This is a genomic window from Roseibium sp. AWQ4_290 (genome assembly GCF_056160985.1).
Genome location: NZ_JBSWYG010000001.1, coordinates 207,254 through 230,734 on the forward strand (window position 1 = coordinate 207,254; position 23,481 = coordinate 230,734).

At 62.0% G+C, this 23,481-nt stretch carries 23 protein-coding genes; 8 read left to right on the forward strand and 15 right to left on the reverse strand.

The features are described from left to right. The first annotated feature begins 13 nt into the window (after window positions 1–13). The 8 genes from bchY to pufC all read left to right on the forward strand — a co-directional run bounded on the left by bchY (window position 14) and on the right by pufC (window position 6,940). Entirely contained in the window at window positions 14–1,600 is a 1,587-nt protein-coding gene (gene bchY / locus ACXAH0_RS00900; protein ID WP_475188394.1) for a chlorophyllide a reductase subunit Y, read from the forward strand. Then, window positions 1,594–3,039, forward strand: coding sequence for a chlorophyllide a reductase subunit Z (gene bchZ / locus ACXAH0_RS00905; RefSeq protein ID WP_475188396.1), 1,446 nt, complete (start codon window positions 1,594–1,596; stop codon window positions 3,037–3,039). The genes bchY and bchZ overlap by 7 nt, the downstream gene beginning before the upstream one ends. 47 nt (window positions 3,040–3,086) lie before the next feature. Further along, window positions 3,087–3,323, forward strand: coding sequence for a hypothetical protein (locus tag ACXAH0_RS00910; RefSeq protein ID WP_475172581.1), 237 nt, complete (start codon window positions 3,087–3,089; stop codon window positions 3,321–3,323). A gap of 126 nt (window positions 3,324–3,449) precedes the next feature. After that, on the forward strand, window positions 3,450–3,596 hold the full coding sequence (locus ACXAH0_RS00915) for a light-harvesting protein (protein ID WP_475172578.1): 147 nt from the start codon (window positions 3,450–3,452) through the stop codon (window positions 3,594–3,596). Window positions 3,597–3,624: 28 nt separating this feature from the next. Next, window positions 3,625–3,822, forward strand: coding sequence for a light-harvesting antenna LH1, alpha subunit (gene pufA, locus ACXAH0_RS00920; protein WP_475188399.1), 198 nt, complete (start codon window positions 3,625–3,627; stop codon window positions 3,820–3,822). 147 nt (window positions 3,823–3,969) lie between these two features. Further along, window positions 3,970–4,815: a photosynthetic reaction center subunit L gene (gene pufL / locus ACXAH0_RS00925; RefSeq protein WP_475172573.1), complete on the forward strand. Its 846-nt coding sequence runs from the start codon at window positions 3,970–3,972 to the stop codon at window positions 4,813–4,815. A gap of 11 nt (window positions 4,816–4,826) precedes the next feature. Further along, window positions 4,827–5,792 (forward strand): photosynthetic reaction center subunit M, encoded by a 966-nt coding sequence (pufM, locus tag ACXAH0_RS00930; protein ID WP_475188401.1) that lies wholly within the window; start codon window positions 4,827–4,829, stop codon window positions 5,790–5,792. Between the two features lie 11 nt (window positions 5,793–5,803). Next, window positions 5,804–6,940 carry a photosynthetic reaction center cytochrome PufC gene (pufC, locus tag ACXAH0_RS00935; RefSeq protein ID WP_475188402.1) on the forward strand — a complete coding sequence of 379 codons (1,137 nt, stop codon included), beginning with the start codon at window positions 5,804–5,806 and terminating at the stop codon, window positions 6,938–6,940. 138 nt (window positions 6,941–7,078) lie between these two features. Here pufC and idi read toward each other — a convergent pair whose 3' ends face one another. Genes idi through bchF form a run of 15 tightly spaced genes read right to left on the reverse strand, consistent with a single transcriptional unit; the run spans window position 7,079 to window position 23,437 of the window. Further along, window positions 7,079–7,609: an isopentenyl-diphosphate delta-isomerase gene (gene idi, locus ACXAH0_RS00940; RefSeq protein ID WP_475188403.1), complete on the reverse strand. Its 531-nt coding sequence runs from the start codon at window positions 7,607–7,609 to the stop codon at window positions 7,079–7,081. 25 nt (window positions 7,610–7,634) lie between these two features. Further along, on the reverse strand, window positions 7,635–8,852 hold the full coding sequence (gene hemA, locus ACXAH0_RS00945; protein WP_475188406.1) for a 5-aminolevulinate synthase: 1,218 nt from the start codon (window positions 8,850–8,852) through the stop codon (window positions 7,635–7,637). 30 nt (window positions 8,853–8,882) lie between these two features. Then, entirely contained in the window at window positions 8,883–9,737 is an 855-nt protein-coding gene (gene puhE / locus ACXAH0_RS00950) for a putative photosynthetic complex assembly protein PuhE (RefSeq protein WP_475188408.1), read from the reverse strand. A 10-nt stretch (window positions 9,738–9,747) separates the two neighbouring features. Continuing rightward, window positions 9,748–10,857: a magnesium-protoporphyrin IX monomethyl ester (oxidative) cyclase gene (gene acsF, locus ACXAH0_RS00955; RefSeq protein WP_475172556.1), complete on the reverse strand. Its 1,110-nt coding sequence runs from the start codon at window positions 10,855–10,857 to the stop codon at window positions 9,748–9,750. Next, on the reverse strand, window positions 10,854–11,159 hold the full coding sequence (locus ACXAH0_RS00960) for a hypothetical protein (RefSeq protein ID WP_475172555.1): 306 nt from the start codon (window positions 11,157–11,159) through the stop codon (window positions 10,854–10,856). The genes acsF and ACXAH0_RS00960 overlap by 4 nt, the downstream gene beginning before the upstream one ends. Further along, window positions 11,156–11,650, reverse strand: a complete 495-nt coding sequence (gene puhC / locus ACXAH0_RS00965; protein ID WP_475188411.1) for a photosynthetic complex assembly protein PuhC — start codon at window positions 11,648–11,650, stop codon at window positions 11,156–11,158. Before puhC ends, ACXAH0_RS00960 begins: the two co-directional genes overlap by 4 nt. 10 nt (window positions 11,651–11,660) lie before the next feature. Next, the gene (gene puhB / locus ACXAH0_RS00970; RefSeq protein WP_475172551.1) at window positions 11,661–12,338 is read right to left on the reverse strand and encodes a photosynthetic complex putative assembly protein PuhB; all 678 of its coding nucleotides are present in this window, start codon (window positions 12,336–12,338) and stop codon (window positions 11,661–11,663) included. Then, on the reverse strand, window positions 12,335–13,117 hold the full coding sequence (gene puhA, locus ACXAH0_RS00975) for a photosynthetic reaction center subunit H (protein WP_475172549.1): 783 nt from the start codon (window positions 13,115–13,117) through the stop codon (window positions 12,335–12,337). Before puhA ends, puhB begins: the two co-directional genes overlap by 4 nt. A gap of 35 nt (window positions 13,118–13,152) precedes the next feature. After that, window positions 13,153–14,592, reverse strand: coding sequence for a BCD family MFS transporter (locus tag ACXAH0_RS00980; RefSeq protein ID WP_475172546.1), 1,440 nt, complete (start codon window positions 14,590–14,592; stop codon window positions 13,153–13,155). Beyond that, the gene (gene bchM / locus ACXAH0_RS00985) at window positions 14,589–15,308 is read right to left on the reverse strand and encodes a magnesium protoporphyrin IX methyltransferase (RefSeq protein ID WP_475172544.1); all 720 of its coding nucleotides are present in this window, start codon (window positions 15,306–15,308) and stop codon (window positions 14,589–14,591) included. Before bchM ends, ACXAH0_RS00980 begins: the two co-directional genes overlap by 4 nt. Window positions 15,309–15,324: 16 nt before the next feature. Beyond that, window positions 15,325–16,254 (reverse strand): ferredoxin:protochlorophyllide reductase (ATP-dependent) iron-sulfur ATP-binding protein, encoded by a 930-nt coding sequence (bchL, locus tag ACXAH0_RS00990; protein WP_475188413.1) that lies wholly within the window; start codon window positions 16,252–16,254, stop codon window positions 15,325–15,327. Further along, a complete protein-coding gene (locus ACXAH0_RS00995) occupies window positions 16,251–20,021 on the reverse strand; it encodes a magnesium chelatase subunit H (RefSeq protein WP_475188415.1) in 3,771 nt (1,256 codons plus the stop codon). The genes bchL and ACXAH0_RS00995 overlap by 4 nt, the downstream gene beginning before the upstream one ends. After that, window positions 19,996–21,585 (reverse strand): ferredoxin:protochlorophyllide reductase (ATP-dependent) subunit B, encoded by a 1,590-nt coding sequence (bchB, locus tag ACXAH0_RS01000; RefSeq protein WP_475172537.1) that lies wholly within the window; start codon window positions 21,583–21,585, stop codon window positions 19,996–19,998. Before bchB ends, ACXAH0_RS00995 begins: the two co-directional genes overlap by 26 nt. Next, on the reverse strand, window positions 21,576–22,883 hold the full coding sequence (locus ACXAH0_RS01005) for a ferredoxin:protochlorophyllide reductase (ATP-dependent) subunit N (RefSeq protein ID WP_475188417.1): 1,308 nt from the start codon (window positions 22,881–22,883) through the stop codon (window positions 21,576–21,578). The genes bchB and ACXAH0_RS01005 overlap by 10 nt, the downstream gene beginning before the upstream one ends. Further along, window positions 22,880–23,437, reverse strand: coding sequence for a 2-vinyl bacteriochlorophyllide hydratase (bchF, locus tag ACXAH0_RS01010; RefSeq protein ID WP_475172533.1), 558 nt, complete (start codon window positions 23,435–23,437; stop codon window positions 22,880–22,882). Before bchF ends, ACXAH0_RS01005 begins: the two co-directional genes overlap by 4 nt. Window positions 23,438–23,481 lie beyond the last annotated feature (44 nt).

Consider the following 23,481-nt stretch of genomic DNA (forward strand, 5'->3'; position numbering starts at 1 on the left):
ACCGGACAGGACGATGAAAACGCATCATAAGGAACGCGAGCCGGACAAGACCGGCGGGACAGATCCCGTCGGCGCCGCCGTTCTGCCGCCCACCGGTCAGACCGCTGCCCCCAAGGCCGAGAGCGCCGGGTGTCACAACACGGCCGATTTTTCAAAAGCAGCCGCGCGCACCTCCGGCAACGGCGCGCTGATGGACCGGCTGGAGGCGGATTATCCCAAAGGGCCCCACGACCAGCCCCAGTCCATGTGCCCGGCCTTTGGCTCACTGAGAGTTGGCCTGCGCATGCGCCGGGTCGGGACGATCCTGTCCGGATCGGCCTGCTGCGTCTATGGCCTCACCTTCACCTCCCACTTCTACGGAGCCAAACGGTCGGTCGGCTATGTGCCGTTCAACTCCGAAACCCTGGTGACCGGCAAGCTCTTCGAAGACATTGTGGACGCAGTCCACAAGATGGCGGACCCGGAGAGCTTCGACGCTGTCGTGGTGACCAATCTGTGCGTCCCCACGGCCTCCGGTGTGCCGCTGCAAATGCTGCCGCGCCAGATCAACGGCGTGCGCATTGTTGGCATTGACGTGCCGGGGTTCGGGGTCCCCACTCACGCAGAAGCCAAGGACGTCCTGTCCAGCGCCATGCTCGCCTATGCGCGCCAGGAAGCTCTGGAAGGACCGGTTCTGCCACCGCGCGACGGGTTGAAGGACAAGCTGACCGTCACCCTCGCCGGAGAGGTCTTTCCGGCTGATCCGGTGGTCATCGGCAGCATGCTGGAGCCCATGGGCCTGGCCGCCGGCCCCACCGTTCCGGTCCGGGAATGGCGCGAGCTCTATTCGGCCCTCGACTGCGCCGTTGTGGCTGCCCTGCATCCGTTTTACACCGCCAGTTTCCGGGAGTTCAAAGCCGCAGGCCGCGACATTGTCGGCTCCGCCCCCATTGGGCTGGACGGGACGGATGCCTGGCTTTCAGCCATTGGCGAGGCCTGCGGAATTGCGGCCGGGAAAACCAATATCAGCCGCAATTCCATGCGCGGCGCCATATCCGCCGCCCTTACCGGCAACCGGATCAACGGCCGCATCACGCTGTCGGGCTATGAAGGCTCGGAACTTCTGGTCGGTCGGCTTCTGGTCGAGCTGGGCGCGGATCTGCGTTATGTCGGCACCGCCTGCCCCAGAACACCTTACAGCGCAGCCGATGCGGACTGGCTGGAGGCCCATGGGGTCGATGTCCGGTTCCGCGCGTCGCTTGAAGAGGATCTGGCGGCATTCGAGGCGTTTGAGCCTGATCTGGCCATCGGCACGACCCCCATCGTCCAGAAAGCCAAGGAAACGGCGACCCCCGCCCTTTACTTCACCAACCTCATCTCGGCCCGGCCCCTGATGGGACCGGCCGGAACGGCCTCTTTGCCTGGCGTTCTCTCAGCAGCCATTGCCAACAAGGACCGGTTCCTGAAGATGCAGGACTTTTTCCGAGGGGTTGGCCAGGGCGACACCGCCGGGATCTGGCAAGGGGTTCCCGAAGACAAGTCCGGCTACCGGCAGGCCTACGCAGCACGCCTCAAAAGATCGCAAAATGCGGTCGACAACGGGGAGTCGGTCGGATGCTGATCCTCGATCACGACAGGGCGGGCGGTTATTGGGGCAGCGTTTACGCCTTCACTGCCATCAAGGGGCTTCAGGTCATCATTGACGGGCCGGTGGGTTGCGAAAACCTGCCGGTGACCTCGGTCCTGCATTATACGGATGCCCTGCCCCCGCACGAACTGCCCATCGTGGTCAGCGGCCTATCGGAAGACGAGCTTGGCCAGCACGGTACGGAAAGTGCCATCAAACGGGCCCGCCAGGTGCTGGATCCGGACCTTCCCGCCGTGGTGGTGACCGGCTCCATCGCGGAAATGATCGGCGGCGGCGTCACGCCTGAAGGCTCCAACATCAAACGTTTCCTGCCGCGCACCATTGACGAGGATCAGTGGCAGAGCACCGACAGGGCCCTGAAATGGCTCTGGAGCGAATTCGGACCCAAGCGGGTCCCAAAACCGCGCAAACGCAAGGATGGCTGCAAGCCCCGGGTCAATATCATCGGCCCCGTCTATGGCACCTACAACATGCCCTCGGACCTGCATGAAATCCGCCGGCTGGTCGAAGGGATCGGCGCGGAAATCAACATGGTCTTTCCGCTTGGCAGCCATGTTGCGGATCTGCGCAAGCTTGCCGATGCCGATGCCAATATCTGCCTCTACCGCGAATTTGGCCGCCTCCTGTGCGAAACGCTGGACCGGCCGTATCTGCAGGCGCCCATCGGCATCCACTCCACCACTGCCTTTCTGGAAACCCTTGGTGCAATGCTCGGCCTCGACCCGCAGCCGTTCATTGCGCAGGAGAAGCACACGACGCTGAAACCGCTCTGGGATCTGTGGCGTTCGGTGACCCAGGATTTCTTTGCCACGGCCAATTTCGCGATTGCCGCCAATGAAACCTATGTGCGTGGCGTGCAGTACTTCCTTGAAGAGGAGATGGGGCTGCCTTGCGCTTTTGCCATTGCCCGCAAGGCCGGGGCCAAGACCGACAATCGCGAAATTGCGGAGCTGACCGCGAGCAAGGCGCCGATGGTCCTGTTCGGGTCTTTCAACGAGCGCATGTACATGGCCGAAGCCGGAGGTCGGGGCAAGTTCATCCAGCTGTCCTATCCGGGGGCCGTGGTCCGCCGCCACACAGGCACGCCGGTAATGGGGTATTCCGGCGCCTGCTGGCTGATCCAGGAAATCTGCAACGCGCTGTTCGATGTGCTGTTTGAAATTCTGCCCCGCGCCGGGGAACTGGACGCGATCGAGGCGACCGCCGCCCGCCGGCACACCGAGATGGAATGGCATCCGGACGCGCTCGCCGCGCTCGACGCCAGAATCAACAGAGAACCCGTACTGGCCCGCATTTCCGCCGCAAAACGTCTGCGGGAGGCGGCCGAGCTTGAGGCCTGGGCTGACAATGTCAGTGAAGTCAGCTTCGCCCATGTCGCACGCGCCTCAAAGACGGCGGGAGCGCCCGCATGATCTTCAAGATGTCATATTCCGGTTCACGTGAGCAAGGAGAGGAACGCATGGTTTTGATGACAGCCCAGGATGCGGCGGCCCGCAGCCGCCACCAGGAACGGGAAGCCGACCGCCTCATGATGAAGCGCCTGTTTTTCCTCGTTTACCCGCTTTGCCTGACAGCCATTGCCCTGACCCGGCTGAGCACGGTGTTCAGCGCGCGCGATGCGCGGGCGGAAGGTTCGGTGTTTTCCGAAGCCAAGGCGTCTGCCTACGCCGCCTTGGGATACGCATTTCACGTGTGATCCCGTGTTTTGCCGGAGCTTTACGCCGGCAAAGACCAGGCAGGCCGGTCCCCCGGCTTTTCTGGACCCCCGCCGCGAGGGTTGTGCGCGGTAACCGCCGAAAGGCAAGCGTTGGAGGTCATTGCAATGGCTTCAGACAAAGAGTCCTTCACCGGGCTTTCACATGGGGAGGCACAGGAGTTTCATCGATACTTCGTCAAAAGCGCGATTCTGATGTCGCTCTTCCCCTTCCTCGCCCACATCTCGATGTGGCTCTACAAACCGTGGCTCTAGGGCCGACGCAGAACAAGGATGTGAAGACATGTGGAGAGTTTGGCTTCTCTTCGATCCACGCCGGGCGCTCGTCGGCCTCGCGGTGTTCCTTTTCACCCTGGCAGTGCTGATTCACTTCATCCTGCTGAGTTCGGAAAGGTACAACTGGCTGGACAACGCCGCGCTTTGGGGACCGGGACTGCAGATCGAACTGCATCACCCGGGCCAGACCACCGCCATGGCCTGAGCGGCCCGGACGGTTCAACATCACCGGTGGCGGAGGCCTTGTTCCGGCGTCCGCTTGCGCACAGTCCGGCGCTCTCCGCCACCAGGCCTTGCTTCATAAACTCAGCAGCAGCAGACGCACCGCTCCGCGGCGGCTAGGGAGGACTTCATGGCTTTGCTCAGCTTCGAGAGAAAATACCGTGTACGGGGCGGCACACTGCTTGGCGGAGATCTTTTCGATTTCTGGTTCGGTCCGTTCTATGTCGGCTTCTTTGGCATAACCGGGGCCTTTTTCATCATTTTGGGCACAGGGCTGGTGCTGTATGGCGCAGCAATCGGCCCCACCTGGAACATCTGGCAGATTTCCATTGCCCCGCCGGACCTGTCCTATGGCCTGGCCCTGGCGCCTATGAAGGAAGGCGGGTTGTGGCAAATCATCACCATCTGCGCGATCGGAGCCTTCGGTTCCTGGGCGCTGCGCGAGGTGGAGATCTGCCGCAAGCTCGGCATGGGCTATCACGTGCCGGTCGCCTTCTCCTTCGCAATCTTCGCCTATGTCACCCTGGTGGTAATCCGCCCGCTGCTTCTGGGCGCCTGGGGCCACGGCTTTCCCTACGGGATTTTCAGCCATCTCGATTGGGTGTCAAATGTCGGCTACCAGTATCTGCACTTCCACTACAATCCGGCCCACATGATCGCCGTGACGTTTTTCTTCACCACGACGCTGGCCCTGTCCCTGCACGGCGGCCTCATCCTGTCGGCGGCCAATCCCGGTGCCTCCATGGACGGCAACGGCCAGCAGGCCGAGGTGAAGACCCCCGAATATGAAGACACGTTTTTCAGGGACATCATCGGCTACTCCATCGGCACGCTCGGCATTCACAGACTGGGTCTGATCCTGGCCCTGAATGCAGGCTTCTGGAGCGCGGTCTGCATCGTCATCAGCGGGCCATTCTGGAACCAGGGCTGGCCGCAATGGTGGAACTGGTGGCTCAACCTGCCGATCTGGAACTGAGGGGAAAAGCAATGACCCAATACCAGAACATTCTGACTGTCGTTCAAATCAGCGGCCCTGCCGAGGAGGGCATGCCGCTGCCCAAGGATGACAGCAAGCGCACCGGCACGCCAGTCATGTCCCGGCTGCTGGGCAGGATCGGCAACGCGCAGATCGGCCCGATCTATCTGGGGTTTCTCGGCACGCTATCACTGGTCTTCGGCCTGATCGCCTTCGAGATCATCGGCCTCAACATGTGGGCCTCCGTCGGCTGGGACCCCATCCAGTTCGTGCGCCAGCTGTTCTGGCTCGGGCTGGAACCGCCCCCGGCCAAATATGGCCTGACCGTGCTGCCCCCCCTGAATGAGGGCGGCTGGTGGCTGATTGCCGGCTTTTTCCTGACCCTGTCCATCCTGCTGTGGTGGGTGCGCGTTTACCGCCGGGCCCGGCAGCTGGAAATGGGCACCCATGTGGCCTGGGCCTTTGCCTCCGCAATCTGGCTGTTCCTGGTGCTCGGGTTCATCCGGCCGGTCCTGATGGGCAATTTCTCGGAAGCCGTGCCCTTCGGCATCTTCCCCCATCTGGACTGGACGGCAGCATTCTCGATCCGCTACGGCAACCTTTACTACAATCCGTTCCACTGCCTTTCCATTGTCTTCCTCTATGGCTCGGTGCTGCTGTTTGCCATGCACGGCGCCACCATTCTGGCTGTCGGCAAATATGGCGGCGAGCGGGAGCTGGAACAGATCACGGACCGCGGCACGGCCTCGGAACGGGCGGCCCTGTTCTGGCGCTGGACCATGGGCTTCAACGCCACCATGGAATCTGTCCACAGATGGGCCTGGTGGTTCGCCATTCTGACCCCCCTGACCGGCGGCATCGGCATCCTGTTGACGGGCACCGTTGTCGACAACTGGTACCTGTGGGGCATAGAGCACGGCATCGTTGCTCCCTTGCCGGACATTTATCCGGATGTCGTTGACCCGGCCGTTCAGTAAGGAGAAGGAAAATGCAGCTTTGGATACCATTTGCAGCCTCCGCTGGCACCCTCCTTGCCATCGCGAGCTTTGTCGGCGCCGACTGGGATGCACCACCGGTGGAATCGATCCAGATCGGCTACCGCGGCACCGGCATGTATCTGGAAAAGGACATTGAAAAGGAACGGGCGCTCCGGGCCGCGAACGAGGTGCCCGAAGCGCCTTGGGAAGCCGACCCTGAAGGGGACCGGGCCAGTGAGCTTTACGAGAATGTCCAGGTGCTCGGGGATCTGTCCGACGACCAGTTCAACCAGTTCATGGCGGCCATCACCGAATGGATCTCCCCGGAGGAAGGCTGCGAATATTGCCACAATGCCGAGAACTTCGCCTCCGACGAGGTCTATACGAAAGTCGTCGCCCGGCGCATGATCCAGATGAACCAGACGATCAATGTGGACTGGGCGGACCATGTCGGTGGTGTCGGGGTGACTTGCTACACCTGTCACCGGGGCCAGCATATTCCGGTCAATTACTGGTATGACGACCAGGAACCCAAACCCGCCAGCGCCATGAGCCGCGATGGGGGTGTTGGCAAGTTCGTCGGCAACACCTCTATGCCGCAAAATGCCCTCATGGATTATCTGCTGGATGACAAGCCGATCCGGGTGCATTCGCTGACGGCCCTGCCCGATCCGGCAAACCCGAATCCAGCCGGAACCAAGGAGACCGAAAGCACATGGGCCTTCATGATGCACATGTCGGAAGGTCTTGGGGTCAATTGCGTGACCTGCCACAATTCGCGCGCCTTCAACGACTGGGATCAGAGCCCGCCGCAACGGGTCACCGCCTGGCATGGTATCAAGATGACGCGCGCGCTCAACACCAACTATATGGTCGGGCTGACCCCGGTCTTCCCGGACAACCGCCTGGGGCCGGAAGGCGATGTCTTCAAGATCGGTTGTTCCACCTGCCACAATGGCGTGCAGAAGCCGCTCTATGGCGTCTCCATGCTTCAGGACTACGTCGATGCCCTCGACAAGAAGGGGCTGGCCGGTGTGCCTGATTTCTCCACCTACGTGCCCGGAGAAACCCAGGTTCTCGAAACGGACCTGCCAGCGTCCTCATCCGCACTCCCTCCCCAGACCAAGCTTGCGGATGCAAAGGACTGACAACGGCCGGCAGGACCGTAAACTGAGCGGGAGCCTTTCGGGCTCCCGTTTTTTGGCATTTTTTGAAATCGTCTGCGTGAAGAGGCGGACAGCTTTTTCGGATCAGGCAGAGGCCGTTAGGGGGCGCTCTCCCGCCGGTCAGCGGATGTCGGCCCGCAATTGTGGAAAACGGTCAAGATAGATGCGGAACCAAGGGGTAAAGGCGTCCGGTGTTTCGGCGGCTTCGCGGTGCAGCTCATCCGGGCGGATCCAACGCACGGCGTCCACCTCGTCCGGGTTTGGCCGGATGGACAGCGCAGCCCGGTCCACCTGGGCGGAAAACAGCGTCACACGCTCATGTTCGCGGAGCCCGCCGCCGACATCGGCCTGGTAGTCCACTGTCCGGTGCCGGGTCAGCGGCAGGGTGAAACCGAGCTCTTCCTGAAGGCGTCTTTCAGCACAGGCTTCGACAGTTTCATCCCAATGGGGATGGCTGCAGCAGGTGTTGGCCCACTGCCCGCCGCAATGGTATTTCGATCTGGCCCGCTGCTGGATCAACAGGCAGTCCCCGTCAAAGACGAAAACGGAGACGGCCAGATGCAGGACCCCTTGAACATGCGCGGCCATTTTCTCGACCGGAAACAGAGAGCCGTCACCGGCCACCGCCGGGATAATGATATGCCTGTTCATGAATTGCAGCGTCCGTTTTCACATGTCACGCAACTGCGCGGGCCAGGGCGCATTGCGACCAGAGTGCGCACAGCGCCTCTGAGAGGCCCCTTATGTCCGCATCGCTGTGCAGCGGTGTCGGCGTGATGCGCAGCCGTTCCGTGCCCACCGGCACCGTCGGATAGTTGATCGGCTGCACATATATGCCGAAATCGCTCAAAAGAACATCGGAAATCCATTTGCATTTCGCCGCATTGCCCACGATCACCGGCACGATGTGGCTGGGATTGTCCATATGAGGGATCCCGCGTGCATCCAGGGCGTCCCGCACCTGGGCAACCCTCTCCTGATGCGCATGCCGTTCCGCCGAACTGGTCTTCAGATAGCGGATCGATGCAGCCGCCCCGGCGGCCAGCGCGGGTGGCAGGGCCGTGGTGAAGATGAAACCGGAGGCAAAGGAGCGGACAAAATCGATCAGGACGGCCGGGCCGGTGATATAGCCCCCCAGAACGCCGAAGGCCTTGCCAAGCGTCCCCTCGATCACGGTCAGACGGTCCATGAGCCCTTCCCGCTCGGCGACACCACCGCCCCGGGGACCATATATGCCAACCGCATGCACCTCATCCAGATAGGTGATCGCGCCGAACCGGTCCGCCACATCGCAGATCTCCCGGATCGGGGCGATGTCCCCGTCCATGGAGTAGACGCTTTCGAACGCTACAAGTTTCGGGGCCCGCGGATCATCGGCTGCCATCAGCTCCCGCAGATGGTCCGGATCATTGTGCCGGAACACCCGTTTCTGGCAGCGCGCATGGCGGATGCCTTCAATCATCGAGGCGTGGTTGAGCGCGTCGGAATAGACAATGATCCCGGGGATCTTCGCCAGCAGCGTGCCGAGCGAGGCCCAATTGGACACATATCCGGAGGTGAAGATCAGGGCAGCCTCCTTGGCATGAAGGTCGGCAAGTTCACGTTCCAGAAGAACGTGATAGTGGTTCGTGCCGGAAATATTGCGCGTGCCACCGGCACCAGCACCGCATTTTGCGATGATCTCCGTCATGCGCCCCGTCACAACCGGGTTCTGCCCCATACCCAGATAATCATTTGAGCACCAGACGGTGACCTCCCGGGTGCTGGCATCGTCCCCGTAGAACCGCGCCTTCGGAAAGGCCGAGCAGTGCCGTTCCAGTTCGGCAAAGACACGGTAGTTTCCTGCGCTGTGCAATTCGGAGAGAGCAGTCTCCATATGCTCAAAAACGTTCATCAGTCTCTCCTCTTCCCTCAATATCTGCAGCTAAGGTGCATCCGGCTGGCGCTTGGCTGCCCTGCCGACTGGGGGCAGTCCCCGATGGGCTGACGTGGACACCGCTTCGGCTGGCCGTGTCCTGGGCAGGGCCCAGCGCCACAGCGCCATGTCCGAGAGCGGAAGCACCAGAATGAGATGTTCCAGGATCGCAAGGGCCATGAAGGTGGCCAGCAGAATATGGCCGACCACGCTATAGTCCTGGTCCGCCCGTGCCGCCGCTATGGCCAGTCCCCCGAACAGGCCGACGGCAATGGCCAGCAGGACGGGAAACAGCGGGGTTGTGCGCCCGGTGTTGAAATAGGTCTTCAGATGCAGGACTGCTGGCGGCATCAACCCGCTGACCGCATGGCGTGCCCCCAGAAAGATCAGCACCTTGGAGGAGATCCGCATCCCCCACAAAAGCCCGAATGTGGCAAAACCGAACAGATTGTCACCGCCGGATAGCGTCAGCCACAGAAAAAGCCCGGTCACGGCCAGGGCGATCTCGTGATCGCACACGGCTTTCCAGGCCGCCTTGAAGCGCGCAAACCCGGTGAGCCCGGGAGGGCAGTCCTCCTTCCGGCGGCCCGTGACCATGCCGGTGAGGAATGTGGTCTCGTGCCAGGACCACACCAGAAGCGCCCCGAAAAATCCCGCATAGGAACCGAGCGGCGTCAGGTGGCGGCTGCCGTAATACAAAAGCAGAAACCCAGCGACCCCGATCACCGTGACCACGGGCAGAAGCTGCCAGGGCTCCAGACGGCGCCGTGTGGACCAGTGCACCAGAGCCAGCACGAGCCCGGTCGACAGCCACCACACGCCGATAGCGGTCAGGATTGCCGTGAGCGGGCTCGCAAGGGTCATCGAACGCTCCTCACCACACGGGCTGCAGGCGGGAGGTGTCCGGCAAGGTGTTCTTTTTCGCCGGGATCGCATACATGCGCAGAAAATTCACTCCCGCCGCCAGCCCCCACCAGGCCTTGCCCAGCCGGCCTGCCACTCCGCCCCTTTCGCCAGCGGCCTGCAGGTTCCGGTTGATCCGCTCCATGCGCCGGAAGCCTTCCACCAGCGCGGGATTGTCCAGATCCAGCACCAGCGGGAAACACTGACGGGAGATTTCCGACGTCAACCGGAACACCTTCATGTCGTAGTCGTCGATCTCAACGCCCAGAGCCTTGTGAAAGGCCGGGCGCATGTGATCGCGCACATACATGGTTGCAAAGACTGCCAGCAGGAAAAACTTGATCCAGAGCTTGTTATGCCCCTCCAGCAGGCGCCGGTCCGAACGGATAATCAGCGAAAACGCCTCTCCATGGGAGAACTCGTCATTGCACCACTGCTTGAACCACTTGAAAATCGGATGGAACCGCTGATCGGGGTGCTTTTCCAGATGCCGGAAGATGGTGATGTAGCGCGCATAGCCGATCTTCTCTGAAAGATAGGTCGCGTAATAGATGAATTTCGGCTTGAAATAGGTGTATTTCTTGGCCTTTGCGAGAAAGCCCATATTCACGCCGATGCCGAAATCTTTCAGCGCATCGTTGATGAAGCCCGCATGGCGCGATTCATCCCGGCTCATATAGCCGAACAGCTCACAGATTTCCTTGTTCTTGCCTCGCCGTTTCATCTCCTTGTAAAGCACACAGCCTGAGAATTCCGAGGTCAGGGAGGAGACGAGAAAATCGATGAATTCCTCGCGCAAATCTTCCGGCAGCGCGCCGATATCGATTTCATCCCAGTCTTGATTACGTTTGAAATGCCCCCTGTTCGGATCGCTGCGCATTTGCGCGATCAGGGCGTCCCATTCCGCACGCACCGGTTCGACATCGATCTTGTCCATCTCGTCAAAATCGGTGGTATAGAAGCGCGGTGTCAGCATGGTGGACACCAGGGCGCTGCGCGTCGTGTCGTTCTGGGCCGCGGTACGTTTTTCAAGGGTCGGTTCGTTGGCGGCCAGGCTGGCCGGTGTGACGGTCTTGTTCATGACAGTGCCCTTTCTGTGAAGCTGAACTCACACAGTTCCATAAATTCAAAGTCGCCCGTGGCCCGGGTCCAGGCACGTTCAAGCGCGCCTGCGCGCTGGATCGTGGCCTGCCGCCGGAAGCTTTGGCTCTGGCCATAGGGGATCGAGATCGGTGCTCCATGCACAAACACCTCGTCTCCCGGCTGCACGACAATGCCGTTGTCAAAGCGTACATGCGCGCCGAGCTGATCAAAGGTGTTGTTGATCTCCACGGTGCAGCTGACGGTTTCCGTCCGCCGCAGGGGTGCGAAAATCGGGTTCATTGGCTTGCTCCTCCCTGTTGACCAAGCAGTCGTTCGAAAGCTGCGGCATTGTCCTTGCCGAAGGCTTCCAGATAGACGCGCTCACCCGTCGCCGTGTCCGACAGGCTGACAGTGCCCGCTTCCCATCTGATAATCCGGTACGGGGCGGCCTCCGGCACCCTGGCGACCAAGCGCATGCGCTCAAACGCACGCAGCGATCCGCGCACGAACCCGCCCGTGTCCTTTTCAAAAACCGCTATGCGGACCCCGGAGCGGGCGTCGGCCACAATCACCTCGTCTGCACCGGACCGGGTGATGATGATGTCCCGGATCGCGACGGGCACCCCGGCCCGGTGCTTGATGACCCCGATCCCGGTTGTCTGCCCGAACACAACGGCGCCTGCGGCAAACACAAGGAGCAGGACAGCTCCGATCAAAATGCCTTTCGGGAACGTGTTGGTGCGTTTGCCCTCGCGCGACCCGAAATATCCAAGATGGGATACCGTCCCCATTCCCCCGCTCCTATTCCGCAGCTGCGACGGCGCTTGGCGCCGCTGGTTCATCTTCTGGCGAGACCTCTTTGAGCCGGGCATGGCCCGACATGGCAGATGTGTACTGGCTAATGGCCAGGGCCAGCAGATCGGCGACCGGTCTGGCCTCCGGCAGGCAGATCAGACTCGGCTCCACATTGGAAAACCGCCATCCGCGCACATGCGGCCACTGAACCAGCCAGGACAGCCGGTGCCCCGGCAACAGCCGGACGGCCAGATTTCCTGCGCCGCCGCCCTGATCCCCCAGCGCCAGCGCGCTGATCTGCCTGAACGGCAGATTAAGCGTGATCGCAAAGGCCACACCAAAGCGCAGCACGATCCGTTTTGAGGTGATTGTGTACAGCGTCGTCTTTTCAACGCCCCAGGCGAACAGTTCCAGCATCCCGATCACGATGGCCGCCAGCGCTGTCAGCACCGCAACGGAAAAGACGATGCCGGCCACCGGCCGGCCGTCATAGAGACCGCCTGCAACCGCCCACAGCGCCAGCAGCCCGAAATAGCCGGCAATCCAGCGGTTCTTCAGTACATGGCGTGCCACAAGCCGGGCGGACGGACGGCCCTGCCACACCATCTGCTCCCCATCGGGAAGATGCCCTGGCAGGCCCGGCACAGGCTCGATCTCATGCTCGCGGGTGACAAACTGTTTCACAGGAACGCCTCCCTGCGGTCGCGCAGCGCATAAAGAAGCCCGGCGCCGAAATAGGCGGCGATCTTGTCCTCTTCCAGCAGCGTTACAACCCCGTCCTTGGCCCGCGACGGCACATCCGCGAACTGGCCGGACGTGATCGCATGCACATAGAGATATGGCCGGACCCGGTCGTTCTGGCGCTTGATGACAACAAAATTATTCGGTAGCAGAGAGCTGTGCGACCCAGCGTCAACGTCGATTTCGTAATAGCGGATCAGATGCTCGGCCCGGTCGACCCAAACGTCCTTGACCGTGCCAGCCGGTTTGCCGTCGCATCCCATCACCTTGAGCCCAATTGGGTTTGTTTCCCCTTCCGCAATGGCAAAGCCGTCCGCCAGGCGCATGGGAACAATGCGGGCCTCGCCGTGGGCGGTCAGATCCGGTGTGTCGGAGCGCTCGGCCCAGGACCCGGGACCGACACCGGCCAGCAAGGGATTTCCCTCCGGCTCGATCGGATATCCGGGGGACTTGGACATCCGCCTGGCGTTGAGCGGGCGCTCATCCCGCTTGAGATCCGGGACCTGCCTGGTGCCTTGCCCATGGGGCAGCACAAATGTCTTCTTGTCTGGAACAAACAGCCAGGGATCCTTGCTGTACCGGCCGGAGACATCGTCTTCCAGAGGATAGCCTTCCCTGCGGTCCTCCTGGCGGATGTACCAGATCAGACCTGCAAAAAAGATCCAGAATGCGTAGAGCACCACCTGTGCGACATCCAGGCTGCCACCGAGGGAACCGGTCATGACACTTTCTCCTTCCCGTTCTCGGCCAACCGGGCTCAGCCCGGCAATTCGGCCAACCCAAACCGCATTTCCCGGTCCTCCGTCTGGCTGTAGCGGGCGCCGGTCAAAGGCCCCAGCACCGCCAAACAGAGAAAAAGAAGAGCGATTTCAATATGATAAACAAAGATATATCCGGTTCCGACCGTGTCCATTGCCGGACCGAGCGCACCGGTCAGGGCCAGCGCGTTCACAGCATTCTTGATCACGCCACCCAAAAGCAGGCTGACCCCGACCGCCGTGGCCTGAACAGCGCCCCAGGCGCCGACCAGAAGTCCGCTATCGGCCTGTTTCGAAATGCCCATGGCCGCCAGCATGGTGCAGACGGCAAAGAGCCCGCCCCCAAGGCCAACCCCGGCCGCGCCTGCAAAAAACAGGCTGTGCAGCCCGAGGGGCGAGGCCAGAATAATGGCGGAAAACGCCGCAATTCCAATCAGCAGGCCACGTGCCGCCACACGGTACATATGCGCGCCCCTGTTCAGGCTGGTGGCCGCCCATGCAAACCCGGTCATCGTTCCGGCCGCCCACAATCCGGTCAGCAGCGTTGTCTGCGCAACGCTCAGCCCCAGGATCTCTCCGCCATAAGGTTCCAGCAAAATGTCCTGCATGGAAAAGGCCGCCGACCCGACCGCGACCGCCAGGAGCAGACGCATGGTGCCCGGATGTTGCCGGTACTCCCTCAAAGCACTGAAGAAGCTTGCCACCTTGCGGTCCAGAGCCGTGCGGCCCGGATTCCGCGCCTCCTGTTTCCAGATCGCAATCACATTGATCACAAGGGTGAACAGCGCGGTGCCCTGGATCACCTGGATGAGCTGTTTGTGGGAGAAATCGACAAGGACCAGGCTGTAAAAGCCGGAGGCGGCAATCATCCCGGCCAGCAGCATCACATAGAGCAGCGCCACCACGCGGGGGCGCTTGTCAACGGGCACGATGTCGGTCGCCAGGGCAAGACCTGCCGTCTGGGCCGTGTGCAGCCCGAACCCGGTCAACAGGAACGCCAACGCCGCGCCGGCCGGGCCTGCCCAGGCAGGGCCAACCGTTTGGGAATGGAGCAGCAGCAGGACGAAGGGCATGATGGCCAGCCCGCCAAACTGCAGCAGGCTGCCGAACCAGATATAGGGAACCCGACGCCAGCCGAGAACCGACTTATAGGTGTCCGACTTGTGGCCGATGAAAAGACGCAGGGGCGCTGCCAGCACCGGAATGGCGACCACCGCCGAGACAAGGGCCACCGAGACGCCCAGCTCCACAATCAGGACCCGGTTCAAGGTGCCCGTCAAAAGCACCAGAACACAGCCTGCGGACACCTGAAACAGGGCCAGGCGCAGCAATCTGGACAGCGGCACCTGGCTGGAGGCCGCGTCTGCAAACGGCATGAAGCGCGGTCCGGCCTTTTGCCAGAACTGGATCATTTTCCGGTTGGCGGCGCCAGGCGTCATGAGCGGATCACCTCCATGGCCTGGGAGGTGTAGAACCCGACTGAAATCCGGTGTGTGCGGCCGCTGATCCAGTCCATCATATGGGGCTGCTGCACCAGTTGATGCACGACCCGCTCCGGATTGGCCGGATAGATGGCCGGGGCCCTGTCCGCGCGCGGAAAGGCCTTGCCGATCATCAGCATGGCGCGCAACAGATGGGAACTTGGCGCCAGCGTGAAAAGAAGTGCCCGGCGCGTGCGGGTGGCAAAGGCTTCCAGAACCCGCCTGGCGTCTTCCGGAGCGTAATGGATCAGGACATCCATGGCCAGAACCGCATCAAAACGTCCCAAATGCGGGTCCAGCATGTCACCGCTGCGGAACTCCACGGTTCCGGCGCCCGCCTCCCCTTTTTCAGGACCATGTTCGGCGGCCCTTTGGCGGGCGAAGGTGATCATCTGGGCGGACAGATCAATGCCGACCACATCCGCCCCACGGGCCATCAGCTCCAGCGACAGCACGCCCGAGCCGCAGCCCGCGTCCAGAATGCGCCAGCCTTTAAGATCTTCCGGCAGCCAGCCGGACAGGATCGCCCGCATGTCTTCCCGGCCCTGACGGACAGTTGCCCGGATCCCGCTCACCGGCTGATCACCCGTCAGCCTTTTCCATGCTTCCAGCGCAGTGCGGTCGAAATAATGTTCAATTTCCCCGGTCCGTTCCAGATAGGTTCCGCGTGTCATGGCCGTCGCGCTCCTGTCACTCAAAGCCGAGAAATTCAAAGATTTCCCGGTCTTTCATCGGCTCGGCGTTCAAGGCCTCGGTGCCTGCCCAAAGCTGCTCGGCCAGTTGGAGATATTCGTTCTGAATTGCGGTGATCTCCGCCGTGCCCTCCATCTCAAACAGGGTGGATTTCTTCAGGCGGCTCAGACGGAGCTGGTCGGAGTCGGGCACATGGGCCAGGCGTTTCAGACCGACGGAAGCGTTGTAACGGTCAATCTGGTCGGTTTCGCGAGACCGGTTGGCAATGACCCCGCCCAGGCGGACCTCGTAGTTTTTTGCCTTGGCCTTGATCGCGGCAACAATGCGGTTCATGGCGAAGATGGAATCAAAGTCATTGGCCGCGACCACGACCGCGCGTTCGGCATGCTGCAGAGGCGAAGCAAAGCCGCCGCAGACCACATCCCCGAGCACGTCAAAGATCACCACGTCGGTATCATCCAGAAGGTGATGTTCCTTCAGCAGTTTGACGGTCTGGCCAACCACATATCCGCCACAGCCTGTGCCCGCCGGCGGGCCGCCGGCCTCAATGCACTGCACCCCGTTGAAGCCCTCGACCATATAGTCTTCAGGGCGAAGCTCTTCGGTGTGAAAGTCTACCTGTTCCAGAATGTCGATCACGGTCGGGATCAGGCTTTTGGTCAAGGTGAAGGTGCTGTCATGTTTTGGATCGCAGCCGATCTGGAGGACACGCTTGCCAATCTTGGAAAAAGCCACCGACAGGTTGGACGAGGTTGTCGACTTGCCGATCCCGCCCTTGCCATAAATGGCGAAGACCTTGGCGCCATCAATGTCCATTTCCGGATCCAGATGCACCTGGACACTGCCATCGTCCTGCGCACGTTCACGCAGTTTTGCCGCCGTCCGGGCCTCGCTCTCGGCTGTTTTCGGGTGGGTATAGATGTTCATTCGGCCGCCTCCGTCACCAGGCCTTCCAGCCGGTCCTCCAGTTCCTCACCGGCCTGCCGCAAGGCCTCAAGCGTTTCGGCATCCGGTTGCCAGTAGTCGCGCTCCTGCGCCTCCATCAGCCGGGCGGCGACCCGGGCCGCCGAGGCCGGATTGAGCTCCGCCAGGCGGCGGCGCATGGTTTCGTCAAGCACATAGGTTTCAGTGATTTTCTGATAGACCCAGGGCGCCACTCCTCCGGTGGTTGCCGACCAGCCAAGCGTGTTGGTCACATTCGCCTCGATATGGCGCACCCCTTCATAGCCATGCTGCAGCATGCCCTCGAACCATTTCGGATTGAGGGTGCGGGTCCGGGTTTCCAGCGCCACCTGCTCGCCAAGGGTGCGCACTTTCGCCTCTCCCTGGGTCTGGTCCGAAATATAGACCGTCAGGCTGCTCCCACCTTTGGCCCGCGACACCGCCTTGGACAGCCCACCCAGCGTGTCGAAATACTGTTCAATGGTGGTGACGCCGATTTCGACCGATTCCAGGTTCTGATAGGCCATGTCGACATCACCCAGAATGGCGTCGAGCAGTGCAGATTGGCGGCTGGCCTTGCCCTTGCGGTTGATCGCAAAGCTTTTGCGGCTGGTATAGGTGTCGGCAATTTCCTCGTCATCGGTCCAGGCCGAAGAGCCGATCAGCATGTTGACATTCGCGCCATAGGCCCCATCCGCATTGGAAAAGACCCGGTAGGCCGCAGCTTCCAGATCGCAGCCATTGGCCTTGCAATAGGCAAGCGCATGTTTGCGGATGAAATTCTGCTCCGGCGGCTCGTCTGCGGTGGCGGCCAGAAAACTGGCCTCAGCCAGCATGCTGGCCTGGATCGGCAGCAGGTCGCGGAAGATACCCGACAGGGTCATGACCGCATCAATGCGTGGCCGGTTCAGATCCTCAAGCGGGATCAGTTCCGCCCCGCAGACCCTGTTATAGGCATCCAGCCTTGGCCGGGCGCCCATGAGCGCCAGGGCCTGGGCGAGCGGCGCCCCCCCAGTTTTCAGATTGTCCGTCCCCCAAAGCACCAGGGCAACCGTTTCGGGCAGCTTGCCATCGCCCTGCAAATACCTGTCCAGAATCCGGGCGGCCTGTCTGGCGCCGTCCTCCAGCGCAAAACGGCTTGGAATGCCAAAGGGGTCGAAACCATGCAGGTTCCGCCCGGTCGGCAGCAGATCCGGCGTTCTCAAGAGGTCGCCGGAGGGCGCCGGGGGAACAAATTGGGCATCCAGCGCCCGCACCAGGCCATCCAGTTCCTGGTTGGAGCTGAGATTGGCGTTGATCGCCTGAAGATGCCGGACGGTTTCCTGCCCCTCCGCCGTCAGATCCGCAGCAGCCGCCGCCAGCACCTTCCCGTCACCGGCAACGATCAACTGGCAGAGGGCACCGGCATCACCAAGACACCCGCTATTGGGCATGGCAGAGGCGATATGGGCCAGCGTTTCTGCCCGCTCGCTCGGCCCCATGCCACGGCCCGCCACATGAAGACCGTGCGGGATCAGCGCATATTCCGTTTCCGTGATGGCCGAAACCAGATGCTCGATGAACCCCTCTGTGGAAAGACCGGCCGCACCGCTGGCAAGATCCAGGGCCTCCGCCTGGGTCCGGATGACCTCCAGCAGCCGTTCCCGCTCGGTCCGGACCTCCGGCGCGGTCGAGCGGTACTGGTCCAGACTGGCCTTGAGGCTGTGCAGTCCCTTGTAGAGCCCCGCCTCGGTAATTGACGGCGTCAGATAGGAAATGAGAGTGGCCGCTGACCGGCGCTTGGCAATGGAGCCCTCGGACGGATTATTCGAAGCATAGAAATAGAAATTCGGCAGAGATCCCAGAAGACGGTCGGGCCAGCAGGTTCCCGACAGGCCGGTGTGCTTGCCGGGCATGAATTCCAGCGCGCCATGGGTGCCGAAGTGAAGAACCGCATCGGCTGCGAACGTCTCGCGCAGATAGGTGTAATAGGCGGCAAAGGCATGGTTGGGCGCAAAGCCGCCTTCAAACAGAAGCCGCATCGGGTCGCCCTCATAGCCGAAGGGGGGCTGGAGCGCGATCAGCAGGTTGCCAAAGCGGCGGCCGAGAATGTGAATGCCGCGGCCATTGCTGAGGATGCGGCCGGGGGCCGGACCCCACTGGGCTTCGATCTCGGCAAGGAACGCCTCCTGACGCACATGATCATCGGCGCATACGGTCTCATGCACGTTCGCCTCTGTCCCGAACCGGTCCGCATTGCCGCACAGAAGCATGTCCCTCAAGGTCTCGGCATCGGGCGGAACCTCGACCTCATAGCCTTCCGCCTTCAGCCGCTTCATGGTTTCCAGCAGGCTCTCAAAGACAGCCAGAAAAGCAGCGGTGCCGATATTGCCGCCATTGGGCGGATAGTTGAACAGGGTCGCGGCGATCTTGCGTTCGGCCCGGGGTGTGCTGCGCAAACGGGCCATGGAGGCAATCCGGTCCGCAAGAAGCCCCACGCGCTCATCATCCGGGCGCATGCAGGCCCGGCCCGAAGGACAGGAGCCCAGCTGGCGGGCGCAAATGCAGCTCTTCGCCTGCGGCCCAGACGTGCTGCGCCCGCCAATAACCATCGAGCCGATGGCGCCATCCAGTTCGGGGATGGCCACCATCAGTGTGGTCTCTATGGGGGTCAGCCCTTGCGTGGAGGCCTGCCAGCCATCCCGTGTCTGGAATTCGGTCACACAGGCCGACAGATAAGGCACGTTCAGCTTTTGCAGCGTTTCCGCCGCAGCCGCCGCATCGCTATAGGCAGGGCCGCCCACCAGGGAGAAGCCCGTCAGCGAGCAGAGCACGTCAATCTGCGCGCCCCCGTTCTGGCCACTCATGAAGCGCTCAATGGCCGCGCGCATGTCGAGTCCGGAGCAGAATACGGGAACCACGTTGAAGCCCCGCGCCTCAAGGGCGGCAATGACGCTGTCATAATGGCCCGTGTCACCGGACAGGATGTAGGTGCGTAGCAACAGCAAACCGACCGTGCCCTGCGCGCCCCGGACCCTGACCAGTTTCTGCGGCTGCGTGATCACCCGCGGGCGCGAACGCGGATGATAAAGGCCCACCTCCGGATAGTCCTCCGGCGCCTTTGCGGAGATGGCAGATCTGAGAGGCTTGCGGTTGCCGGTGGCATATTTGCTGACCAACAGCCGGACCATGTTCGCAATATTTTCGTCCGAGGCCGCGATCCGGTACTGCAACGTCAAAAAATAGTTGCGCACATCCTGGGCGGTTCCGGGAATGTATTTCAAGAGCTTCGGCAAGCGCCGCAGCATGGCGAGCTGCCGTTCTCCGGCCGTGCGCCCGCTGTCCTTGCCCTGGCGGGAACTGCTGCCGCGCAGCCGTTTCAAAAGCGCCAGCGGACCTTTCTGCTCGCCGCTCATGCGGAACCGGCCCATGGCCGTGTATTTCATGATGGTGCCGGCCGACATGCAGCAGACCATGGCGTCGCAGTCCAGATGGCGCGCTTCGAGCGCATCGGCGATGGCCTTGACGTGCTCTTCCACGAAGATCATCGAAACAATGATGATGTCGCCCGTGCTGATCGCCTGCCGGCACGCAGCCAGGGCTGCCGGGTCCTCCGCCCAGTCGGTCGCCGCATGCACGGTGAGGGTCAGGCCAGGAAGATCGTTTTTCAAAAGGGCACGCGCATCATCGACAGCTGCGGCAACATGATTGTCCAGCGTAATGAAGACCACCTGGATGGCGTGGCCGCTATCGGGCGAAATGGGCTTTCGCATCGTACAACGTCTCCACGGTAATGGGATGAATGCCCTTGCCGGCAGCAAAGCTTTCCGTGTTGCGCCGGGCTTTCCCGCGCACAAAGAAAGGCACTTTCTTCAGCTCGCGCTCCGCCTCGTCGGTCCAGAGCGCCATCGCTTGCGCCGCCCTGCCTGATGCATCAGGGGCGGGATTTGGAGCAGGCTCCGCCGCCCCCACGAACTGGCTGTGGTCTGCCACCGGACTGTGCGCATGCAGATGGGAGGCGGCTGCGTCATCATTGAACTCAAAGTCATCACGGAACATCGACAGAAGGTGTTCTTCCAGCCCCATCATCAGCGGATGCACCCAGCTGTCGAAAATCACGTTAGCGCCTTCAAAGCCCATTTGCGGCGAATAGCGGGCCGGAAAGTCCTGCACATGGACCGGAGCCGAGATGACCGCACACGGAACCCGCAGCCGCTTGGCGATATGGCGCTCCATCTGGGTGCCAAGAACCAGCTCGGGCCGGGCCTCCACAAGGGCCGATTCCACCTCTAGGTGATCCTCGGTGATCAGAGGCTCGACCCCGTACTCCCGGGCCGCAGCGCGCACATCGCGCGCAAACTCGCGCATATAGGTGCCAAGGCCGCAAACCTTAAAGCCAAGTTCGCGGCTGGCGATGCGGGCAGCCGCCAGGGCATGGGTGGCATCGCCGAAGATGAAGACACGTTTGCCGGTCAGATAAGTGCTGTCGATCGATTTTGCGTACCAGCTTGCCCGGTCGGCCTGCGCCGCCCTGAAGGGCACCGCCTCTGAAGGCCCGTCCTCTAGACCGGCCAGGGCACGGGCTTCGCTGAGGAAACGGCGCGTCGCCTCCACGCCGATCGGAACGGTCGACAAGATCGGCATGCCATAGGTTTTGTGAAGCCAGCGGGCCGCCGGTTCGGCAATTTCCGGATAAAGAACAATATTGAAGGCCGCTTCCGGCAGCCGTGCCAGATCTGCAGGCCGGGCCCCAAGAGGAGCAACACAACGGACCTCAAGACCGGCGCCTTCAAGCAATGTTGTGATCTCGCGGATATCGTCCCGGTTGCGGAACCCCAGGGATGTTGGTCCAAGAATGTTGCAGCTGTTGGGCGCGAGGGTCTGCGGCCGTGTCCGGTTGGCGGCAAAGGTCCGCACCAGGCGGTAAAAGGTTTCCGACGCGCCCCAGGTTTCCTTCTTCTGATAGGATGGCAGGTCGAGCGGCACCACCGGGATCTCAAGATCGAGGGTGCTGGCAAGTCCGCCCGGGTCATCCTGCAGCAATTCGGCCGTGCAGGACGCCCCCACCATCAGGGCCTCGGGCTTGAAGCGTGCGGCAGCCTCCCGGCAGGCCACCTTGAAGACATCAGCCGTCGAAGCCCCGAGATCACGGGCCTGAAAGGTTGTATAAGTCACAGGCGGCCGGGACTGGCGCCGCTCGATCATGGTGAAAAGAAGATCAGCATACGTGTCCCCCTGGGGCGCGTGCAGCACATAGTGGAGCCCCTCCATGGAGGCGGCAATACGCATCGCGCCGACATGGGGCGGGCCTTCATAGGTCCACATGCTCAACTGCATGGCGCGCCCTCCTTCGCTGCAGGTGCATCGCCGAGCGCCTGCCTGCGCGCCAAAGGGCGCGCAAACAATTCGGCCAGATCACCGGCCTGCTCGTATCCCTGGATCGGCGTGAAGGCGAACTCGATCGACCATTTCGTCAGCCGGCCTTCCGCTTCAAACGGATTGGCCAGACCCATGCCGCATACGATCAGGTCCGGGTCCGCCGCGCGGCACCGGTCGATCTGCCGGTCCACATCCTGGCCTTCGCAGAGGGCTGTGCCGGGCGGCAGCAGCGCCAGCTCGCCCGCAACGTGCTGACGGTGCAGATAGGGGCTGCCAACCTCGATGATGTCGGCATCGACTTCCCGCGACAGGAACCGGGCCAGGGACGGCTCAAGCTGACTGTCGGGGAAGAAAAAAAGGCGTTTTCCCTGCAGCAGAGGCTGATAATGCGCAAGGGCCGCCCGCGCCCGCTTGCGTGGGGCCGCCGTCACCGCATCAAACCGCTCATCAGCAACCCCGAACGATTCCGCAATCGCCCTCAGCCAGGACGTGGTTCCTTCTTCCCCAAGCGGATAGAGGGCGTTGATCCTGCAGGCTCCGCGGGCTTCCAGCGCCTGCGCGGTCGCCCCGAGATAGGGCTGGGCGAGCACAAACCGCGCTGAGGGGCCTATAGGCGGCAAGGCAGTGCTGGTCCGCCCGGGCAGGAACTGCACATTCCGCAGGCCGAGATCGGCAAACAGCCGCTGAAACTGATCTTCAACGATATCCGGCAGGCATCCGGCAACAATGAGAGCGGGCTCTTTGCCCACATCCGTCAGCTTGGGCGCCTCGGCAACAAGTGCCGCCAGAAAATTGTCTTCCCCTTGTGTGAAGGTTGTTTCGATCCCGCTGCCGGAATAACAGACCACCCGGTGCCGGGGCGCATGGTGGCGGTTCAGGCGCTCTGCGGCCTTGGCCAGGTCAAACTTGATCACCTCGGACGGGCAGGAGCCGACCAGAACCAGCATCTTGATGTCCGGCCGGCGCGCCAGCAGCTTTTCCACCACGGCGTCAAGTTCATCATGCATGTCGGCCAGACCGGCCAGGTCCCGCTCGTCCATGATCGCGGTGGCAAACCGCGGCTCGGAAAAGATCATCACCCCGGCCGCGGACTGCATCAGATGGGCGCAGGTCCTGGAGCCGACAATCAGGAAAAAGGCGTCCTGCACCTTGCGGTGCAACCAGATAATCGACGTCAGCCCGCAGAAAACCGCGTGTTGCCCGCGTTCCTTGATCGGAGCTGCCGGGGGGCTGCAGGTTGGGAGAGGCTGGTTCATCGGGCCACCTCCGCAGGGGGCAGCTCCGAAGTCCCGGCAGGCAAGCCCCCGTCTTCAAGCAGGCTGGCCCGGGACGCCTGATCCAGACGGGCCAGGCGCAATTTCCAGACAAACTGGCCCGCATTGACCACATAGGCCGCATAGGCGGCCAGAGCGAGCCCCATTAGCGCCTCCGGTGCCAGACTGCGGCTGAAAAGCGCCACCAGATAGGCGGTGTGGAGCACCAGCACCAAAATCGAAAACACGTCTTCCCAGAAGAACGGGCGCGCAAACAGATAGCAGCCAAAGACATGCTTTTCCCAGACCGACCCGGTGACCATGATGGCATAGAGCGTGAGTGTCTTCAGAATCACCGAGATCTCGGCAGCCCCCTGCCCTGTGCCGGTGGCCAGGAAGGACAGGATCAATCCAAGACTGATCAGGAAAACCAGAAACTGGACCGGGGCCAATATTCCCTGCACCACAGTCCAGAGGCTGGAGTCGCGCCGCTTCCGCTCGTCCTCGGTATAAAGACCTCCGGCCTTTGCCGTTTTCCTTGGCTTACCAAACGACATTTGTTCCTCCCCCCGCCCCTGGACATCAGGAAACGGCAGATAGG

Bases quoted from the DNA above. Each gene is read 5' to 3' on its own strand.
- bchY (WP_475188394.1), top strand. From the start codon at position 14: ATGAAAACGCATCATAAGGAACGCGAGCCGGACAAGACCGGCGGGACA.
- bchZ (WP_475188396.1), top strand. From the start codon at position 1,594: ATGCTGATCCTCGATCACGACAGGGCGGGCGGTTATTGGGGCAGCGTT.
- ACXAH0_RS00910 (WP_475172581.1), top strand. From the start codon at position 3,087: ATGGTTTTGATGACAGCCCAGGATGCGGCGGCCCGCAGCCGCCACCAG.
- ACXAH0_RS00915 (WP_475172578.1), top strand. From the start codon at position 3,450: ATGGCTTCAGACAAAGAGTCCTTCACCGGGCTTTCACATGGGGAGGCA.
- pufA (WP_475188399.1), top strand. From the start codon at position 3,625: ATGTGGAGAGTTTGGCTTCTCTTCGATCCACGCCGGGCGCTCGTCGGC.
- pufL (WP_475172573.1), top strand. From the start codon at position 3,970: ATGGCTTTGCTCAGCTTCGAGAGAAAATACCGTGTACGGGGCGGCACA.
- pufM (WP_475188401.1), top strand. From the start codon at position 4,827: ATGACCCAATACCAGAACATTCTGACTGTCGTTCAAATCAGCGGCCCT.
- pufC (WP_475188402.1), top strand. From the start codon at position 5,804: ATGCAGCTTTGGATACCATTTGCAGCCTCCGCTGGCACCCTCCTTGCC.
- idi (WP_475188403.1), bottom strand. From the start codon at position 7,609: ATGAACAGGCATATCATTATCCCGGCGGTGGCCGGTGACGGCTCTCTG.
- hemA (WP_475188406.1), bottom strand. From the start codon at position 8,852: ATGAACGTTTTTGAGCATATGGAGACTGCTCTCTCCGAATTGCACAGC.
- puhE (WP_475188408.1), bottom strand. From the start codon at position 9,737: ATGACCCTTGCGAGCCCGCTCACGGCAATCCTGACCGCTATCGGCGTG.
- acsF (WP_475172556.1), bottom strand. From the start codon at position 10,857: ATGAACAAGACCGTCACACCGGCCAGCCTGGCCGCCAACGAACCGACC.
- ACXAH0_RS00960 (WP_475172555.1), bottom strand. From the start codon at position 11,159: ATGAACCCGATTTTCGCACCCCTGCGGCGGACGGAAACCGTCAGCTGC.
- puhC (WP_475188411.1), bottom strand. From the start codon at position 11,650: ATGGGGACGGTATCCCATCTTGGATATTTCGGGTCGCGCGAGGGCAAA.
- puhA (WP_475172549.1), bottom strand. From the start codon at position 13,117: ATGACCGGTTCCCTCGGTGGCAGCCTGGATGTCGCACAGGTGGTGCTC.
- ACXAH0_RS00980 (WP_475172546.1), bottom strand. From the start codon at position 14,592: ATGACGCCTGGCGCCGCCAACCGGAAAATGATCCAGTTCTGGCAAAAG.
- bchM (WP_475172544.1), bottom strand. From the start codon at position 15,308: ATGACACGCGGAACCTATCTGGAACGGACCGGGGAAATTGAACATTAT.
- bchL (WP_475188413.1), bottom strand. From the start codon at position 16,254: ATGAACATCTATACCCACCCGAAAACAGCCGAGAGCGAGGCCCGGACG.
- ACXAH0_RS00995 (WP_475188415.1), bottom strand. From the start codon at position 20,021: ATGCGAAAGCCCATTTCGCCCGATAGCGGCCACGCCATCCAGGTGGTC.
- bchB (WP_475172537.1), bottom strand. From the start codon at position 21,585: ATGCAGTTGAGCATGTGGACCTATGAAGGCCCGCCCCATGTCGGCGCG.
- ACXAH0_RS01005 (WP_475188417.1), bottom strand. From the start codon at position 22,883: ATGAACCAGCCTCTCCCAACCTGCAGCCCCCCGGCAGCTCCGATCAAG.
- bchF (WP_475172533.1), bottom strand. From the start codon at position 23,437: ATGTCGTTTGGTAAGCCAAGGAAAACGGCAAAGGCCGGAGGTCTTTAT.